Genomic DNA, 14,449 nt, shown 5'->3' with positions numbered 1-14,449 from the left:
GAGGCGGGGTTGCCGGGGGACTTCGCGGAGTTGTTCTCGGTGATTCTGGACGGTCGTAATGCGTCGTTGGGGGACGGGGTGCGGCGGGCGTTGGGTCGTGAGCCGAGGGACTTCGCCGACTTCGCCCGTGAGGCCGCGGCCTCGGGCGTGTGGAACGTGTGAGCCGGCTCGCCGATCCACCCGCGGCACCGCCCGACTGCCGTGCCAGTCAGTTCCGTTGATCGTCGGTGCCGGGCCTCGCCGGCTTCCTGACCGTCCGCCCGGGCCGATCCGGGAGGCGTGTGGAAGCCGGTGCCCGGTACCGTGACGGCCCCCGCGCTGGGCGGGGGCCGGGGAGAAACCGAAGGATGACCGATGCGCTCGAACCAGACCGCGACCCCTGCTTCCCACACCGCTCCACCCTCCTTCAGCGGCCTCGCGCCGTCCGCCCCGACGTCGGCGGCCCCCGCCGCGCGGAGCAAGGCCGCCGGGCCCGTCCTCGTGGGCGCGACGATCGCGATGGGCCTGATGGCGGGCCTGTTCTTCGCCTTCGACGTGTCGGTGATGCCGGGCCTGGCGGCCGGTGACGACCGGACGTACGTGACGGCGATGCAGCACATCAACAAGTCGATCGAGAACGGGATGTTCGGCCTGGTCTTCGTCGGCGCCTTCGTCGCGACGGGCGTGGCGGCCTGGTTGCAGCACAAGGCCGGGCGCCGGCAGGCGGCGCTGTGGGCGGCCGCGGCGACGGTGCTCTACGTCGTGGCGCTGATGGTCACGATGGGCGGCAACATCCCGCTCAACAACCAGCTGGCGCAGGCCGGCGACCCGTCCCAGATCACCGACTTCGCCGGCGTGCGCGCCAGGTTCGAGGGCACCTGGGTGGCCACCAACATGCTGCGCACACTGCTCTGCACGGCTGGGCTGGCCGCGCTGACCCGGTCCCTGGTGCTGCACGGTCGCGCCTCGCGCTGAACGGCCGTGTGCGCTGGACGTCCGTGCGCTGAGCGCTTGCACTTCGGACGGTCCTCGCGCGCTGAACCTCTCGCCCCGCAACGGGGTTGCCGCACCGCCTCCGGTTGATCCCGCCGGGGGCGGTCGGCGTGCCCGGGCTCCCGACCACGCCGCTGGTCAACCCGCCGAGCGGCTGGCCGAATTCGCCCCCGGCCGGTCGCGGAGGCAGCGCCTTTCGGTGCAGACTGGGCGGTACAGGGCAGTTCCGACCTCAGGGCAGGGGGCAGGCATGGCCGCACATCCCGGCAGGCGCAGGTCAGTTGGAGGGTTCAGGGCCACGATCGGCGCACTCGCCGTCGCCCTGCTGGCCGGAGCGGCGGTCGCGGTGCCCGCGGCCCCGGCCGAGGCGGCGGGGGGCAGGGCGGACGCGGCGGGCAAGGGCGGAAAGGTCGTCTACCTCACCTTCGACGACGGCCCCAGCCCCGCGTACACGCCCGAGATCCTCGGGATCCTCGCCCGCTACGGGGTGCGCGCGACCTTCTTCGAGATCGGGCAGAACGTCGCCGCCCATCCCGGGCTCACCGGTCAGGTCGCCCGGGCAGGCCACAGCGTGCAGAACCACTCCTGGTCGCACCCGGACCTGCGCAGGCTCTCCGGATCCTCCCTCAACGCCCAGGTGGCCGACACGGATAGGGTGATCCGCGCCCAGACCGGTCGCACCCCCAGCTGCCTGCGCCCGCCGTACGGCGCGGTCAACGGCGCGGTGCGCTCGCGCGCGGCGGCGCTCGGCAAGCAGGTGGTGCTGTGGTCGGTGGACCCGGCCGACTGGTCCCGGCCGGGGACGGCGGCCATCCAGTCGCGGGTGCTGAACCACGTCCGCCCGGGCTCGGTGGTCCTGATGCACGACGGCGGCGGCAACCGAGCCCAGACGGCTGCCGCGCTGCCGACGATCCTCTCCACCCTCAAGGCGCGCGGGTACACCTTCGGCACGCTCTGCGGATAGCGGAGCGCCTTCGAACTCCCGCTCGCGTCGGGGGAGTTCGGAGGCGTGATCGTGCCCCGGCCGGTCGGTTGCGGCAGGCCGCTTCGTCAGTCCCCTTCGTCGGGCCGCTTCGTCAGGCCTGGCCGTGCAGGATCAGCGCCCAGGCGAGGCAGCCGAGGGCGGCGGTGCAGAGCAGGGCGCGCAGCACGTTGAAGCGGACCCAGCGGGCTTCGAAGCGGCTTCGGACGCCGGCGGGGTCGGTGACCCGCTCGGGTTCGCCGGCGGCGGCGAGTTCGTCGTTGAGCGGGATGTTGACGGAGCGGGTGACGCCGATCGCGGCGACGTAGAGCACGAGGGCGGCGATGGTGGCGGGCAGTGCGTGGTGGCCGTCGTCGGGCAGGTGGAGGGCGACGGCGGCGCCGGTGCTGAGGAGGGCGCCGACGAAGCCGAGGACGAACCAGCCGTTCAGGATCGCCACGTTGACGCGCTGCATGACCTCGATGAACGTGCGGTCCTCGACCCGCGCGAGGGCGGGCATGACCGAGCACGCGTAGGCGTAGAACAGCCCGGCGGTCAGTCCGCAGGTGACGGTGGCCGCCACCAGTACGAGTGTGCGTGCCAGTTCCATCTTCGTAGCCCCTCACTGTCTCTGCGTATCGGTCCGTCCCCCGTGCGCCGATCATCCGGCATCCGGGCCGCTCGGGCCACCTCGATCGCTCAAGACCCTCTCAAATGACGAACCGTCAAATAATGTCCTGCCGTCTACACTTGGGTCCCATGGACACTCTGACGGGACTCCTCGACGGCCCCAAGGCCCGCGGCGCGTTCCTGCTGCGCTCGATCCTCACCCCGCCGTGGTCGCTGCGGATCGAGGACCGGGCCCCGCTGTCGGTGGTGACGATGGTCCGCGGAGAGGCGTGGATCCTGCCCGAGCGCGGCACCCCGCTGCTGCTGCACCCCGGCGACGTGGCGATCGTGCGCGGCCCGGAGCCGTACACGGTGGCGGACGACCCCGACACCCCGGTGGACGTGATCGTCGGCCCCGGACAGGTCTGCACCCGCGGCGGGGTCGACGTCTCCGAGGTGATGTCGCTCGGCGTCCGGACCTGGGGGCAGGGCCGGGAGGGCGATCAGGCCTCCTCGGTGGTCCTGTCCGGCACCTACCAGGCCGAGCACGAGATCGGCCAGCGCCTGCTCGGCTGCCTGCCCGCCCTGCTGGTGCGCCCGGCCGGCACCGGCGCGGACGACACCCTGGTGCACCTGCTGGCCGCCGAGATAGGACGCAACGAACCCGGCCAGGAGCTCGTCCTGGACCGCATCCTGGACCTGCTGGTCGTCTCCGTCCTGCGTTCCTGGCTCGCCGCCCCCGACTCCGGCGCCCCCGCCTGGTACCGGGCCCAGCACGACGCCGTCGTCGGGCCGGTGTTGCGGCTGATGCACGATGACCCGGCCACCGCCTGGACGGTCGCCGACCTCGCACAGAAGGTCGGGGTGTCGCGGGCGGGACTGGCCCGCCGCTTCACCGCGCTGGTCGGCGAACCGCCGATGGCCTACCTGGCGGGCTGGCGCCTGGCCGTCGCCGCCGACCTGCTGCGCGAGCCCGAGTGCACCGTCGCCTTCGCGGCGCGCAAGGTCGGCTACAGCAACGCCTTCGCCCTCTCGGCGGCCTTCAAGCGGGTCCGCGGCATCAGCCCGCAGGAGCACCGCCGCCTCGCGGCCGCCGGGGTCCCGGCGCAGCAGGCCGGCTTCTCCGGGCCGGCGGACACGGTGATCCTGGCGGGCTGAGCCCGGTGGTTCCGAGGGCCTTCGGAGTGCATCCGTTTGCCATTTGCCTAAACTATGTAGGTAATCCCATACTGGCCATAGCCGGATGGGAGGAAGCTCATGGCACGGGTAGGACTCAGTACGCAACGCCTCGTCGTCGCGGGTGCGGAACTCGCGGACGAGGTCGGATTCGACCAGGTCACGGTCGCCGCGCTGGCACGACGCTTCGGCGTCCAGACCGCCAGCCTGTACTCGCACGTCAAGAGCTCCCAGGACCTCAAGACCCGCATCGCCCTGCACGCCCTCGAAGAGCTCGCCGACCTCGTCGCCGACGCCCTCGCGGGCCGGTCCGGCCGGGACGCCCTCGCCGCCTTCGCCGACGCCTACCGCGACTACGCCGCCCGCCACCCGGGCCGCTACGACGCCACCCGGCTGCGCCTGGACCACGCGACGGCCGCCGCCAGCGCGGGCGTGCGGCACGCACAGATGAGCCGGGCACTCCTGCGCGGCTACGACCTGGCCGAACCGGACCAGACCCACGCGGTCCGCATGCTCGGCAGCGTCTTCCACGGCTACATCAGCCTGGAGGCGGCGGGCGGCTTCAGCCACACCGCCGTCGACCCGCAGGCGTCCTGGACCTGGATCATCGACTCCCTCGACGCCCTGCTGCGCCAGGGCGCCGTGCCCCGGCACGCCTGACGAACCCCGCCGAAGACCTCCCTGACGAACCCGACGAGACGGCCATGAACACTTCGCGCAGCACCCCCTCCCGCACAGCCCTCCCGATCACCACCCCCGTCACCGAGGCCCTGGTCCACGGCCACCTCGACGTCGAGCACACCGAGCGCGGCCTGCTGCCGCACCGCCTGCCCGCCCGGGCCCGTCGGCAGATCCCCGACGAGCAGCTCGCGATGGCCGAGTCCCAGCCCTCCGGCGTCCGGCTGGCCTTCCGCACCCGCGCCACGGCGATCGACCTGCACACCGTCCCCACCAAGCGGGTCTACCCGGGCGTGCCCACCCCGCCCGACGGGGTGTACGACCTCCTCGTGGACGGCCGGTTGGCCGCACAGACCACGGTCCCCGGCGGCAACCTGCGCACCATCGACCTGAGCACCGGCCGCGTCGAGCTGACCCAGGGCCCGCCCGGCACCGCCCGGTTCGCCGGCCTGCCCGCCCGGGACAAGACCGTCGAGATCTGGCTCCCGCACACGGAGACCACCGAACTCATCGCCCTCGACACCGACGCCCCCGTCACCCCGGCCCCGGACACCGGCCGCAGGCGCTGGCTGCACCACGGCAGCTCGATCAGCCACGGCTCCAACGCCACCCACCCGACCGGTACTTGGCCCGCCATGGCCGCTGCCGGCGCCGGCGTCGACCTGGTCAACCTCGGCTTCGGCGGCAGCGCCCTGCTCGACCCCTTCACCGCCCGCGCCATCCGCGACGCCCCCGCCGACCTGATCAGCCTCAAGATCGGCATCAACCTCGTCAACGCCGACGTGATGCGCCTGCGCGCCTTCGCCCCGGCGGTCCACGGCTTCCTCGACACCGTCCGCGAAGGCCACCCGGCCACGCCCCTGCTCGTGGTCTCGTCCGTCCTCTGCCCGATCCAGGAGGACACGCCGGGGCCCCTCGCCCCCGACTTCAGCACCGGGACCCTCCGCTTCCGGGCCACCGGCGACCCGGCCGACACCGCCACCGGCCGCCTGACCCTCACCGTGATCCGGGCCGAACTCGCCCGCATCGTCGCCGCCCGTGTGGCCGACGGCGACCCCAACCTGCACTACCTGGACGGCCGTTCGCTCTACGGGGAGACCGACCACGGCGAACACCCGCTCCCCGACGACCTGCACCCCGACCAGGCCGGCCACCGCCGCATCGCCGACCACTTCACCCGGCTGGCCTTCGGCAGCACCGGCCCCTTCGCGATCTGACCCACAACGCCGCGCCCGCGCGCGACAATGGGACAACGATCAAGGGGGGAAGGCCGATGAGGAACGCGAGAAGAGTGGTGGTCGCCGGCGTGACGGCGGGAGTGATGGCGATGGCGCTCGCCGGCTGCGGATCGGAGAGCGCCCCGGGCACCCACGTCCGGACCGCGACGTCCAGCCCGGCCCCCGTACCCGACCGGGCCGAGGCGCTCGCCCGCCACGACCGGCTCTTCCCCCAGGTGGCGGCGCGATGCGCGGGCATCGCCGCCACACCGGCGCCCAGCACGAACGCCGCCGACCCCACGGGCGACGGCGGCACCTGGGCCGACAAGTACGCCGAGAACCACGGCTTCAAGCAGACCGCCCCGCTCCTCGCCGACGCCGCCTGCCGCGGCGAGGCCCACGCGGCACGGATCACGGACGCCCTCCAGCGCAGCGGCACGTCGGCCACCCTCAGCGAGGCCGACCTCCGCGCCGTCCTCGAAGGCCTCGGCTACCCCACCAGGAACACCAACGTCCACCCCTCCGACGCCGTCCCCGGCTTCGCCCTCGAAATCCCCGAAGTCGGCCCCTGCATCAGCGGATTGCTGACCTCACCGCATGCCGTCCGCCCGCACGGCATGTACCTGGACGGCGGCTGCGTCGAACCCAAGGGCGGCCACTGACCCGGGGAGCCCATGCTCTAGCGTTCTTACCCATGCGAATGGATGAGGTGGGGACACTGGAGGTGGCGCGGGGCTTTTCCGCGCTGCTGCGGGCGGAGGCGTTCGCGGAGACCGTGGAGCTGTTCGCGCCGCCCCTGCGGGCCGCGGTGTCCGCCGATGCGCTGCGGCTCGCGTGGGCGGCGCAGATCGCAGAACAGGGTGGCGTCGGGCTGATCGGGGAGCCGGTGAGCGAGCCGGGAGAAGCCGACCTGGTGCGCGTTCGGATCCCGGTGGCCTGCGCCGACGGCGGCTTCACCGTGGTGACGTCGGTCGGCGGTGACGGCCTGCTGCACGGCCTGCTGCACGGCCTGCGGTTCGACCGGGACGGCGGCGCCGAGTGGCAGCCGCCGCACTACGCGGATCCGGCCCGGTTCACCGAGCGGGAGGTCGTGCTCGGTACCGGTCCGCTCGCGGTGCCCGGCACGCTGACTCTTCCCGTCGGCCCCGGACCGTGGCCCGCCGCCGTGCTGCTCAGCGGTGGCGGCGCGTTCGACCGGGACGGCAGCAGCGGCCCCAACAAGCCGCTCAAGGACCTCGCCTGGGGGCTCGCCACCCGGCAGGTGGCCGTGCTGCGCTTCGACAAGGCGACCTTCGCGCACCCGGAGCTCCTGCCGGCGGACTTCACCATGGCCGACGAGTACCTGCCGGACGCGCTCGCCGCGGTCCGCCTCCTCCAGGGGCAGCCCGAGGTGGCCCCGGACCGGATCCACCTGCTCGGCCACAGCATGGGCGGCAAGGTGGCACCCCGCATCGCCGCCGCCGCCCCGTCGATCTCGGGCCTGGTGCTGCTCGCCGCGGACGCCCAGCCGATGCACGAGGCGGTGGTCCGGGTGGCCCGTCACCTTGCGGCGCTCGCCCCCGGCTCGATCACGGACGAGGCGCTGGCGACACTGGCCCGGCAGGCCGCGTTGGTGGCCGGCCCCGAGCTCACGGCCGACACGCCGTCGGAGCTGCTGCCGCTCGGGTTCTCCGCCGCCTACTGGCTCGACCTGCGGGCGTACGACCCGGTGGCCACCGCGGCCGGACTCGGCCGACCGATGCTGATACTCCAGGGCGGGCGGGACTACCAGGTCACCGTCGCGGACGACCTGACACGTTGGCAGGCCGCTTTCGCCGATCGGACCGAGGTGACGATCCGGGTGCACGAGGACGCCGATCACCAGTTCTGCGCCGGCACCGGTCCCGCCACCCCGGCCGACTACGCGCGACCGGGGCACGTCGCGCCGGCGGCGATCGACGAGATCGCGACCTGGCTGGCGCGACCGTAGGCCTGGCCGGTGCATCGAGCGTCACACCATGACCGCTCCCACGACGACCGCCGCCACTGCGACCAGGAGGACCACGACGGAGCAGGTGAGGTCCGTCCTCCGGGTCCGGCGTTCGGCGGCGAGGTCCGGGGTGAAGACGCCCGGGTCGTCGGGCGCGTAGTGGATCGTGACGTCCCGGCCGCGCGAGTTGGCCGGGTCCAGCAGCCCCGAGTCGCAGTAGGCGAGGACGGCGGTGCCCTCGTGGGTGGTGAAGGCGACGACCGGTGACCGGTTGACGAACGTGTAGCCGTCCTCGTCGGTTTGGACGTTCTTGACGACGGCGATGACACGGCCCTGGACGGGTGCCACGGAGGCCAGCCGGTCGAGATGGCGCCTCCTGCGGCGTGTGTCCCGGGGCAGAGCGCACGCGATGGCGACGGCGAGCGGCCCGCCGACGCCGAGCAGCGCCCACGGCCAGTCCCAGTCGATCGCGGCGAGGACCACCAGCCCGAGGTAGACCAGGAGGACCGCGAAGCTCGGCCAGCCGAGCCCGCGTCGGCCGTCCTGGAGGTCGTCGGCGAACGTGAAGGCATGAGGTCTCCCGGGCGGGTAGCGAACCCCGATCTCCCGACCCGTCCAGGCCGTGGTGACCAGGTCACCGCAGTCACCGTCGTTCGTCACGGTGAACTCCTGCCCGGTGGACGGGTCACGGAAGGAGACGACCACCGGTATCCCGTCGCTCAGGGAACCGTCGTGCCGGGGTTCCCGCACCCGCTCGATCCGCCCCATGACCCGGACCATCCGCTGGCCCCGGGTCACCCCGGCCAGCGACCGCCCGAACCCGAGCAGCGCCATCGCGCCGAACACCCCGCACCACAGCGTCAGAAACTCGTTCCAGCCCATGCGCCTTCCTCCTGCCACCTTCGGGGACGGTCTGTCGGGGACCCTCGCACCGGTGCGGAGCGGCAGATGTCCTCCGCTGTCTTGGCACCCTGCGACCGGGCCCGGGGGTCAGCGTGCCGGGGTGCGCCGTACCACCTGGCCCTGCCCGTCCGCCTCCAGCGAGGCAGTGCCCTCGGCCCCGGTCACACCGACCTTGATGGTGAGGGAGCCGGTGAGACCGTCGGTGGTGATCTGCCAGGTCTGCGGGGCGTGGACACCGAGGGTGGTCCTGGCCTCCTTGACCAGGGCCGGGAAGCGCTCGTACGGCAGCGACAGCGGATCGAACTGCGGGGCCGGCACACCGGCCGGGGAGAACACGACCGACAGCAGGCGCTCCTGCACCACCATGGTGATCGCCTGGCGCGGATCCTTGCCCGCGGTAAGTGAGTTGACGGTACGGCGCAACTCGCCGTCGTCGAGGAAGGACTGGCCGGCGCCGAGGGAGACCGTGCCGGACAGCGAGGACTCGACCGTGGAGGACCACGTCGAGGAGACCGACGTCGTCGAGGACGAGGACGGCGCGGCGGTGGTCTCCTGCTCGAACAGCTCCACGCGGAACAGCAGGACCACGGCAGCCGCACCGAGCAGCAGGCCGAGCAGCGCGACGAGGTCGAAGACACCTGGTTCGGGCGGCTCGCTCACCGTGGCAGGCCCGGGCGCGGAGTCGAGGTGGGCCGCTGCCGCCCGGTCCTCCCACTCCGGTGTCGGCCGCTTCACGATCTCCACCCGCCACGGCTGGTCCGGCGGGTAACGGACCACCAGGATGCCGCCCGGTCGGTAGTCGGGGAGATCGACGAGGTTGATGCTCTGCGTGAACTCGACGCGGTACGCCGACGCGTCGTCCGGCGCGACGGTGAGATCGAACTTCACCGGTATGTCGCCGGTTTCACTTCCGAGGGCTTTGCGGCTCTCGATCATCGCGAGCGCCGTCCGGGGCGCGACGGCCGCCTCCCGGGCCCGCCGCGGCCTACCGGCGAGGAAGAGGAGCAGGCCGTACACCACGGGCAGGACCAGCCCCGTGACGAACAGCGGCACGCTCTCGACGACGACGCCAACGACGAGCGCCGCCAACGTCGTTCCGGTCACGCCACCCGCCAGGAAGCTGCGGGCGAGGGCGACGGGCGTGTTGCGCGTCGGCGGCGCGCTCGTGGTGATCGTCATGCGGGTGATTCTGCCGGGCGGGGGTGACAGCCGATAGGCCTGTGCGTTTCCTTGTGCTGAGGGCTGTCCCGTAATTGAGCTCCGGGGTGTCTCGGGTGATGCCGGGGTAGCCGCATGTCCAGAACAACGACGGTGAGTTGACGCATCGTCAGGTTCGTGCGCCAGTAAGCCGCGACCCGCAGCACCCGGTCCTCCAAGGGAAGGCTCCACGGCCGGCCGGGCCGTACGGTATCGGCACCTTCGTAGCGGGGCATCGTGATCAGCTTGCGGAAGCCACGCGGGCTCAGCCCGGTGAACGGGGCTGACCAGGACGGCTCCGACGCCCGTATGTGCGCAGAGGCGTCCGGGCTCGTCCGGTCTGGACCGACGAAGCATCAGGCAGGTCGGCGGCGGCGGTAGTAAGCACAGGCCAGGGCCAGTACGATCGGTCCCCACAGCATCGCCGGCGTGATGCACACCCGGGAAAGGGCCGTCCACCATCCGTTGCTGAACCCGACCTCGGGCAAGACGCCGGCCCAGGCGAGCGGGTAGAGGTCGAACATCGCCACCAGGGCCAGGCCGCCCAGGATCGCCGGGATCACCGCGGCGAGCGGTGCCACCCGCCGGCCGCCGAGGAACGGCACCCAGCGCGGCACCACCTCGCCCCACCCACTCACCAGGCCGGTGGTGAGCAGAGCCAGCGCCTCGGTGAGCACACTGAGCCCGACGACGTAGAACGGACTCCACCAGGGAGCGGCCGGGGCCGCCGGGTCGACGAGGCCCATCCGGAAGTCGACGGCGAACGGCAGCCGCCACAGGCAGTGCGGCAGCACGACGAACGGGAGGGCCTTGGCGAGCCGGAGGGCCCAGACGGGGACGGGGCGCTCGGTGTCGCCGAGCGGAAGGGCGAGACGTGTGACCGGCATGACCCCACCATCGCCGAACCTCAACGACCAGCGCGTCGGCCATACAGACGATCACGATCCCCCGCTGGAGCCACCCCTCGATCGTCCTGACGGCTGACGGTCGGCATAACCCGGGTGGCCCTCCCGGAGATCAGTTACGGGACAGCCCTTGGTCCGCAGCCGTGCCGTCCACCGAGTGCCGAAGCGGGCGGCCTGGTGTCGGGGTACGAGGTCATCTACAGAGCGAAGGACGAGCTCACGTGCATGGTTCGGTCGGAGCTACTTGATCTCTGACAAATTGTGAGTTACGGGGACAGCCAGTGCAGGGCCGTCGCCCCGGGTGTCCCGTTGTCCGACCGCGTTTGGAATGTGCGGCGTGGGACGATCGGCTGGTGACCGTAGACCCTGGCCGCTCCCTGGAGGAGCTTGAACGCGACCGCTGGCCGGCCCCGTCGGCCGACGCGAGCCGTCTCGTCGCGACGGTGCATGCGCTTCGGCGTCGGCCCATCGGCGAGCTGACCGTCGAGGACATGCGTCTGTTGATTGGACAGGACGTCGGCCTCGCTCATCTCCTTCCGCTGGCTGCGGAAGTACTGCGGGACGACCCGATGGCAGAGGGCGACATGTACGAGGGCGACCTGCTGTCCGCCGTACTGACCGGGAGCCCAGCGGTCTGGAGCCAGCGGCCCGAGCTCGCCCGGAAGCTCGGCGTGGTCGTTTCGGGGTTGGCCGATCTGCCGCCCTCCTTGATTCAGGAGGCCGCGAGGTTTCTGGCTCTGGTTTCTTGATGACGCAGTCCGGGGCCGGGCTGGTGTCGTAGTCACGTGGTGACGATGAACCGTTCGCCCGTGACCGCCTCGCCCGTCGGCCGAGGCGGTTGTCCTTCCAGGCCCGCCGATCCGGGGCGAGCCGAACGGGTGGATTGCCTCGGTCGAGGTGCGATCGCCGGTTGGTCAGATGCCGGCCAGGGCGCCTTCGAGGGTGGAGAGCTGGCTGCGTAGGCGGTAGCTCTGGCCGTTGATGGGCAGGGTGGTGCAGCGGTGCAGGAGCCGGTCGGTCGAGGCGAACGAGCGTCCCGCGAGGACGTGGTCGCGCATGATTGTCAGGCGCCCCTGCCGTCCCGCTCGATGGCCACGCGGACAGTCCTTCAGCCTGTGGCTGGAGCCGTTGGCACAGCCGCCGACGCTGTGGGAAGCGAGGCGAGCAGTGCGGCGGTGCACTCCTCGGCAAGGTTTTCGGCGTGGGCGGGGAGGGGGTCGCCGGCCCGGAGGTGGCGGCGGACCAGTGAGAGGGGCAGGTCGACCACGGCGAGTGCGACTCGCTCGGTGTCCTGCTGGCCTTCGGCACCCAGGGCAGTGGCGAGGGAGGCGAGGGAGGCGCGCACGCGCTGGTTGCCGCGGTCCGCCCGCTGGAGGTGTTCCTCGGGCCAGTCGGCGCGCCCGAAGTCCTCGGCGCCGTAGAGGAGGAGAGCGGCCTCCTGCGGATGGGCGCGGCTCCAGGCGACGACATGGCGTGCCGCCGCGCACCCCGCCTGCCGCGCGTCGACGCCTGCTTCGAGGGCCTTGAAGTAGCCGTCCTGGAAGCTCTCTACCGTCCGCAGCCACACCTCGGCGAGCAGCGCGGGTCGTCCGGCAAACCGGTGGTACACCGAACCGCTCGGGGCGCCCACCTCCATGGCGAGCGCGGACATCGTCACCGCGGCCGGGCCCCCTGCGGCGGCCAGTCGCACGGCGGCGTCGAGGAACTGCTGCACATCGAAGCGGGGTGGTCTTGCCATGAACTAGAGAGTACTCTCCACAATATTAGAGACACACCTCTAAAAAGAACCCGAGGAGGACGCATGGGCGTCTACAACGTGCACGAGCGCCTGCTGGCCGCGAAGCGAAGCGAGGTGGGAGCGCTGATAGACACCCTGGCGAGCAGCGACGACAAGCTCTGGCCGCACGGCAGCTGGCCGCCGATGGCGTTCGACCGTCCCCTGGCGGCCGGGGCGGCCGGCGGGCACGGCCCGGTCCGCTACACCGTCACCGCACACGTCCCCTCGCAATGGGTGCGCTTCACCTTCAGCGGGCCGCGCGGCTTCCACGGATTCCACGAATACACCGCCCTGGCCGCCGACGAGGAGCACACGCTACTGCGCCACACCCTCGCCATGGCCGCCCGCGGCCCGGCACGCCTCACCTGGCCGCTCATCTTCCGCCCCCTCCACGACGCTTGCCTGGAGGACAGCCTGGACCGCGCCGAACTGGCCTGTTCCGGTGCGGTGACCCACCCGGCTCACTGGAGCCGCTACGTACGGCTGCTGCGCGGCCTCATGCGCTGACTACCGAACACGCGCGTCACGTCCAGACCACACCACAGAAGGCCGACACAGGCCTGAGCGCACTCCAAGGGGTCGCGGACAGCCCGAGCGCGGTAATCAGTACATCAAGAAGTGAGCACGTTCATCCGTACGTCGTCGACAGGGCCTTCACCCCGCGGTTGGGGATGCGGCGGGCCGCTTCGAGCAGTAGGCGCCGTCCCTCGTCCCAGTCGGCTTGAGGCAGCTCGTGCGGCTGTCGGCCGAACAGCGCCACGAAGTGGGCCAGCACGATGCCTAGGCGCGGGCGCCGGGCGACCAGGTAGTCCGCGCCGGGCCGCAGGCGTCCGCTTCCGGACGCCCTCGAGTATCTCGTCCAGGCCGGCGGCGGACAGCGGCCCGCCGCGGGTCGGCCCTCGCAGCACCACGAACAGCCGGTCGTGGTCAACCGGGGGACGCTCACGGTCCGGGTAGTCGCCGACTGCCGTGAAGAACTGCGCGGAGATCGGTATCAGGCGCTGGCGGCCGCCCTTGCCCTCGCTGATGAAAACCCGACGCTCGCCTGGCGAGAGGTCGCCCAGCCGCAGACCGAGCACCTCGCAGCGGCGTAGGCCGCCCAGGACCATGGCCCGATCCCGCGCGGTGTTCAACGCACCCAGCACCGCTTCGACCTCACCCGGGCCAAGAACGCGGGGCAGAGTGCCCGGCGTGCGTAGCAGCGGTGTCCCACGATTGCCGCTCCGCCGCCGGTTGGCCAGCCCCACTGGCACCGGATTGCGCCCAATGGCCACGTCGTCGCGGGTCATGAGGCAGCCGAACAGCCCTGAGACGCTGCCGAGTCGACGCTTCATGGTCCGCGCCGACAGCCCAGCCTCACCGTCATCCAGCCGGACGACCTTCGGCGCACGGCGCGGTGCCTTCTGTGCGGTGATGAACGCGAAGATGTCCGCTGTGACGACGTCGGCCGGCTCTTTGGGCACCGCCGAGAAGAAGACCTTCAAGTCGTAGGCGGTCGCCAGCAGAGTGTTGCCCGCGGCATCGACGCGTCGTACCAACTCTGGCTGCCAGGCCATCCGCGCTCCTCGACGGGAGCGACCATCCTGACCGGAAACACGAGCTCGGGGCAGAGGTGTCACCCACATAACCACCGAAGTGGGCGAACGCCCGCCGGTGGCAGTCCCAGAAGGTCGCCAGGTCCATGCTCGTGGTGAAGCAGTAGAACGGGTCCCGCGAGTAGGACAGCACCATGTGGAAGGAGTACACCTTCGGGATGCCGGCGCGGGCGCGGGTCGCCCCAGTCCACCTGTGCCTGGGCGCGGGGGAAGACCTCGAACCGGCGGTGAAGTCCGTCCATGTCCGCCGGCCCCAGCCCGAGCTCGGCGGCGATGTGCGGCCCGAGCCTCCTGCAGATACATCTTGACCCGCTGGTAGTGGCCGGTGAAACGGTAGGTGTCGACCAGACACTCGTGGATCACTGTGCCCTAGAAGGCTCCTGAAGATCTTGCCCTGAAGGGGGGCTGTCCCGGCTGGGGACAGCCCCCTCCCTGTGCTATGTGGTGGCGGGAGTGAGGGTCCAGGTGTGGTCGGTGTGGGTGAGGCCGA

General features: G+C 71.8%; 16 protein-coding genes and 3 pseudogenes. 10 read left to right on the top strand and 9 right to left on the bottom strand.

Annotated elements, in window-relative coordinates:
* The 3 genes and pseudogenes from ACIO5E_RS39400 to ACIO5E_RS39390 all read left to right on the top strand — a co-directional run.
* Positions 1–162: pseudogene (locus ACIO5E_RS39400) on the top strand (NmrA family transcriptional regulator); the annotation flags it as partial.
* Positions 163–354: 192 nt separating this feature from the next.
* Positions 355–954 carry a DUF1772 domain-containing protein gene (locus ACIO5E_RS39395; protein WP_400677481.1) on the top strand — a complete coding sequence of 200 codons (600 nt, stop codon included), beginning with the start codon at positions 355–357 and terminating at the stop codon, positions 952–954.
* A 268-nt stretch (positions 955–1,222) separates the two neighbouring features.
* Entirely contained in the window at positions 1,223–1,936 is a 714-nt protein-coding gene (locus ACIO5E_RS39390; RefSeq protein ID WP_400677479.1) for a polysaccharide deacetylase family protein, read from the top strand.
* A 112-nt stretch (positions 1,937–2,048) separates the two neighbouring features.
* Here ACIO5E_RS39390 and ACIO5E_RS39385 read toward each other — a convergent pair whose 3' ends face one another.
* Positions 2,049–2,543 carry a DUF1772 domain-containing protein gene (locus tag ACIO5E_RS39385; protein ID WP_400677476.1) on the bottom strand — a complete coding sequence of 165 codons (495 nt, stop codon included), beginning with the start codon at positions 2,541–2,543 and terminating at the stop codon, positions 2,049–2,051.
* A gap of 149 nt (positions 2,544–2,692) precedes the next feature.
* Here ACIO5E_RS39385 and ACIO5E_RS39380 point away from each other — a divergent pair, with 149 nt between their 5' ends.
* The 5 genes from ACIO5E_RS39380 to ACIO5E_RS39360 all read left to right on the top strand — a co-directional run bounded on the left by ACIO5E_RS39380 (position 2,693) and on the right by ACIO5E_RS39360 (position 7,582).
* Positions 2,693–3,700: an AraC family transcriptional regulator gene (locus ACIO5E_RS39380; protein WP_400677474.1), complete on the top strand. Its 1,008-nt coding sequence runs from the start codon at positions 2,693–2,695 to the stop codon at positions 3,698–3,700.
* A 99-nt stretch (positions 3,701–3,799) separates the two neighbouring features.
* Positions 3,800–4,378, top strand: coding sequence for a TetR/AcrR family transcriptional regulator (locus tag ACIO5E_RS39375; RefSeq protein ID WP_400677472.1), 579 nt, complete (start codon positions 3,800–3,802; stop codon positions 4,376–4,378).
* A gap of 44 nt (positions 4,379–4,422) precedes the next feature.
* Positions 4,423–5,613: a GDSL-type esterase/lipase family protein gene (locus ACIO5E_RS39370; protein ID WP_400677470.1), complete on the top strand. Its 1,191-nt coding sequence runs from the start codon at positions 4,423–4,425 to the stop codon at positions 5,611–5,613.
* Positions 5,614–5,669: 56 nt separating this feature from the next.
* Positions 5,670–6,275 carry a hypothetical protein gene (locus ACIO5E_RS39365; RefSeq protein ID WP_400677467.1) on the top strand — a complete coding sequence of 202 codons (606 nt, stop codon included), beginning with the start codon at positions 5,670–5,672 and terminating at the stop codon, positions 6,273–6,275.
* 32 nt (positions 6,276–6,307) lie between these two features.
* Positions 6,308–7,582, top strand: a complete 1,275-nt coding sequence (locus ACIO5E_RS39360) for an alpha/beta hydrolase family protein (protein ID WP_400677465.1) — start codon at positions 6,308–6,310, stop codon at positions 7,580–7,582.
* Positions 7,583–7,603: 21 nt separating this feature from the next.
* Here ACIO5E_RS39360 and ACIO5E_RS39355 read toward each other — a convergent pair whose 3' ends face one another.
* The 4 genes and pseudogenes from ACIO5E_RS39355 to ACIO5E_RS39340 form a co-directional block, all read right to left on the bottom strand.
* On the bottom strand, positions 7,604–8,464 hold the full coding sequence (locus tag ACIO5E_RS39355; RefSeq protein WP_400677463.1) for a DUF3592 domain-containing protein: 861 nt from the start codon (positions 8,462–8,464) through the stop codon (positions 7,604–7,606).
* 108 nt (positions 8,465–8,572) lie between these two features.
* A complete protein-coding gene (locus ACIO5E_RS39350) occupies positions 8,573–9,664 on the bottom strand; it encodes a hypothetical protein (RefSeq protein WP_400677460.1) in 1,092 nt (363 codons plus the stop codon).
* 134 nt (positions 9,665–9,798) lie between these two features.
* A pseudogene (locus ACIO5E_RS39345) lies at positions 9,799–9,993 on the bottom strand (IS5/IS1182 family transposase); the annotation flags it as partial.
* A 45-nt stretch (positions 9,994–10,038) separates the two neighbouring features.
* Positions 10,039–10,569: a hypothetical protein gene (locus tag ACIO5E_RS39340; protein ID WP_400677459.1), complete on the bottom strand. Its 531-nt coding sequence runs from the start codon at positions 10,567–10,569 to the stop codon at positions 10,039–10,041.
* A gap of 371 nt (positions 10,570–10,940) precedes the next feature.
* On the opposite strand from ACIO5E_RS39340, the gene ACIO5E_RS39335 reads away from it, so the two are divergent.
* A complete protein-coding gene (locus ACIO5E_RS39335; protein WP_400677457.1) occupies positions 10,941–11,336 on the top strand; it encodes a contact-dependent growth inhibition system immunity protein in 396 nt (131 codons plus the stop codon).
* 165 nt (positions 11,337–11,501) lie between these two features.
* Here ACIO5E_RS39335 and ACIO5E_RS39330 read toward each other — a convergent pair whose 3' ends face one another.
* The gene (locus tag ACIO5E_RS39330; protein WP_400677454.1) at positions 11,502–11,645 is read right to left on the bottom strand and encodes an ATP-binding protein; all 144 of its coding nucleotides are present in this window, start codon (positions 11,643–11,645) and stop codon (positions 11,502–11,504) included.
* A 50-nt stretch (positions 11,646–11,695) separates the two neighbouring features.
* Entirely contained in the window at positions 11,696–12,325 is a 630-nt protein-coding gene (locus ACIO5E_RS39325) for a TetR/AcrR family transcriptional regulator (RefSeq protein WP_400677451.1), read from the bottom strand.
* A 63-nt stretch (positions 12,326–12,388) separates the two neighbouring features.
* Between ACIO5E_RS39325 and ACIO5E_RS39320 the strand changes: the two genes are divergently transcribed.
* Positions 12,389–12,871: an SRPBCC family protein gene (locus ACIO5E_RS39320; protein WP_400677448.1), complete on the top strand. Its 483-nt coding sequence runs from the start codon at positions 12,389–12,391 to the stop codon at positions 12,869–12,871.
* Between the two features lie 104 nt (positions 12,872–12,975).
* Here ACIO5E_RS39320 and ACIO5E_RS39315 read toward each other — a convergent pair whose 3' ends face one another.
* Entirely contained in the window at positions 12,976–13,920 is a 945-nt protein-coding gene (locus ACIO5E_RS39315) for a tyrosine-type recombinase/integrase (RefSeq protein ID WP_400677446.1), read from the bottom strand.
* Positions 13,921–13,990: 70 nt separating this feature from the next.
* Positions 13,991–14,328, bottom strand: a pseudogene (locus tag ACIO5E_RS39310) (IS21 family transposase); the annotation flags it as partial.
* Positions 14,329–14,449 lie beyond the last annotated feature (121 nt).

It is taken from the genome of Kitasatospora sp. NPDC087314 (genome assembly GCF_044744365.1).
GTDB lineage: Bacteria > Actinomycetota > Actinomycetes > Streptomycetales > Streptomycetaceae > Kitasatospora.
This window is presented reverse-complemented; position numbering and strand designations above follow the sequence as displayed.